The sequence below is a fragment of the Tenacibaculum xiamenense genome, from assembly GCF_964513065.1.
Taxonomy (GTDB): domain Bacteria; phylum Bacteroidota; class Bacteroidia; order Flavobacteriales; family Flavobacteriaceae; genus Polaribacter; species Polaribacter xiamenense.
Genome location: NZ_CAZEQU010000019.1, coordinates 17,538 through 20,645, shown reverse-complemented (window position 1 = coordinate 20,645; position 3,108 = coordinate 17,538). Strand labels below are relative to the sequence as shown.

At 33.7% G+C, this 3,108-nt stretch carries 2 protein-coding genes (1 of these 2 cut by a window edge); both read right to left on the bottom strand.

Features of this window, described 5'->3' with window-relative positions; translation table 11 throughout:
• Positions 1–11: 11 nt before the first annotated feature.
• Positions 12–3,083 (bottom strand): non-ribosomal peptide synthetase, encoded by a 3,072-nt coding sequence (locus tag ACKTTV_RS09160; RefSeq protein WP_408030538.1) that lies wholly within the window; start codon positions 3,081–3,083, stop codon positions 12–14.
• Positions 3,044–3,108: the 3' end of an amino acid adenylation domain-containing protein gene (locus ACKTTV_RS09155; RefSeq protein WP_408030537.1), read on the bottom strand. The gene runs 17,530 nt beyond the window's last position; the window shows 65 of its 17,595 coding nt (coding positions 17,531–17,595); the start codon falls outside the window, past its right edge; its stop codon occupies positions 3,044–3,046. Before ACKTTV_RS09155 ends, ACKTTV_RS09160 begins: the two co-directional genes overlap by 40 nt.

Below are 3,108 nucleotides of genomic sequence, written 5' to 3'. Positions count from 1 at the left end.
ATGATTAAAAATTATATGTCAATACTCATACTGTAATCATCTACAGAGTCTTCACTAAAGTTGACTACCTTATAATTGATATAAGAAGCCATTTCTTCTATGGTACTGAACTCAAAAATCTCTTGAATAAAAATTTCTATTGATAACTCTTTACGAATCATAGCAACTAATCGCGTTGCTAATAAACTATGCCCACCTAGTTCAAAAAAGTTATCGTGTATTCCTATTTTTTCTACCTTTAATAGCTCTTGCCAAATTGCTACTAATTGTTCTTCTAATGCGTTTCTTGGGGCTACATATTCTCTGCTCGATAATTCAGATCCTTCTGGAGTCGGTAATGATTTTCTAGCTATTTTACCACTACTTGTTACAGGCATTTCGTCTAGTGAAATCCATAACGTAGGAACCATATACTCTGGTAAAATCTCTTTTAATTCTTGTTGAATAGTTTCTTTATTGAAAGTTTCTTTTGGAACCACATATCCAACCAAACGTTTATTTCCATTCGAATCAGCGGTTGCTAATACACAACCTTGATTCACTGAAGAAAGTGATGCCAAAGCATTTTCTATCTCTCCTAATTCGATTCTATATCCTCTGATTTTAACCTGATCATCTTTTCTTCCTAAAAATTCGATATTACCATCAGGTAACCATCTAGCTAGATCGCCTGTTTTGTAGATTCTCTCTCCTTCTTTAAAAGGATTATCTATAAACTTTTCGGCTGTGAGCTCTGCTCTATTCAAATATCCTCGAGCAACTCCTCTACCTCCAACACATAACTCTCCTACTACTCCTGCAGGTAATAATTCATTTGCTTCGTTTAAAATGTAGATCTGAGTGTTATCAATTGGTTTTCCTATTGGAACGAGATCTCCTATATCTCCTTTAAAAGTGGTTGCACAAATACTTGTTTCCGTAGGACCATAAGCATTTATGTAATTGTAACTCTCAGCAAAAGTCTTCGCTAATGTTAATGGAATTGCTTCTCCAGCTGTTACCAATGTGGTAAATCCTTGTAAGTCTTCAACCTCTAATAGTTGTAAAAATGCTGGTGGTAATGTAGCAATGGTAATCGCATTGTTCTTTATATATTCTTTGAAGAACAAAACATCTGATTTTTTCTCCTCTTCAATCGTATATAATGTTGCTCCTTTTAAAAGCACCGTGAAAATTTCCGAGATTGAGGCATCAAATGATTGACTTGCAAATTGTAAACAATGAGACTCCGGAGTTATAGAGAATATTTCTATTTGAGATAAAATAGTATTTATAATACTTCTATGCTCAATTAATACTCCTTTTGGTTTTCCTGTACTTCCAGAAGTATAGATGATGTATGCTAAGTTCTTTGCATCTACTGAAATACCTGTTGAATTTGTCAAATACTCATCTTTATGCTCTTTAAACTCGTTTAAGAATTCATTATCAATACTGAAAATACTACCACTATCATTAAGAATGTATGATTTTCTTTCTTCTGGATACGATGGATCAATTGGAACATAAGTTGCTCCTGTTTTCAATATTGCCAACATTGAAACAATTAACCAATTGCTTCTCTCTAGAATAACTGTAATGGAGTTTTCAATATTTATCGAGTAATTCGCTACTAAATACTGAGCTAATTGATTTGACAATTCATCTAACTCCTTATATGTTAACTGCTCGTTTTTATAAACTACTGCTATAGCATTTGGCGTTTTTTCAACTTGAGTGTTGAATAAATCGATTAATGTTTTATCCTCTGGATAAGCAATTGCTGTATCGTTGAACTCACTAACTAATTCATACTCTTCAGTATCAGTTAACATAGTTATGCTTTCAACAGAATTTTCAGTATTTATGCCATCTAAAAGTTGGCTTAATACCATTTCCATATAAGAAAGAATTCTTTCTGGAAGAACACTTGCATCCATTTGAGCTGTCATTCCGAAATCAACTCCGAAATCATCAACACTCAAAGCAAATGGATAATTCGTTCTCTCGTGTCCACCAACATGAGTTATCCCTAAATCTTGTCCTTCCGGATTATCTTCTATAGCACTCGATTTATCAGAGTGACGATAATTTAATATCGCACTGAACAATGGAATTTCATTAGAAATGTTACTCCAATTTTGAATACTTGATAATGGTGTTTGCTCATAAGGTAACAACTCATTTAAGCCTTCTTTTACTTTTTGAACATACTCGGTAATATTGCCTCCAAGCTTCGTTATAAGTGGTAAGGTATTTATGAACAGTCCTAAAGATTCTGCTGCTCCAACTGCTCCTTGTAAACGTCCTGAGAATAATGATCCAAAAATAGCATACTCTTTATTACTACACCTTCCGACTACAATTCCGTACGCAGCATGGAATAATATAGCCGGACTCATCCCTAATTCGATACTTGCGCTTCGAATTCTTTCACTCAATTCCGTTGGTAATACGATTTCAAATTCACTGATATCGCTTCCATTTCCTAAAACATTCGTTAAGTTAAATGGATAAGTAGGCTCCTCTATATCTTCTAATAATTCTTTGAAATACCCCTCATCGTCATTCGTTGCTTGTGAATGTAAGGTATGTGCTATAAAATCACGATATAAAACAGGTGTTGAAAGGCTTTCTTTATTCCCTGATAAATATTGCTCAATCTCAAAAATCACCTTTTCTAAACCTACATGATCAAGTACCAAGTGGTGTTGATTTACTACCAAATAGTATACTCCATTCTCCTCATCCTCAATTGATTTTAATTTTAATAACGGTGCTTCTGAAATATCCATCCATTGATTCCCTGGATTTGTAAGTTGTTTCAACTCAGATTCCATATCCTTATCGGTATCAATAGTTATTTCTTCTACTTCTAATGTTGCCTTTCTTTGCACCACCTGAACCGTTATTGGTAGATCCTCACTTACAAAACAAGTACGCAATACATCATGACGGTCTATTACAAACTGAAGTGCTTCTATAAAAGAATTACGTTGGGTTTTACTTGTAAATGAAAGTAAATTCGATAAAATATATGGATCTCCTTGTTCCTCATTACTCATTAAATAATGGAAGTAAATTCCTTCTTGTAATGGTGACAAGGGATAGATATCTTGAATATTCTCA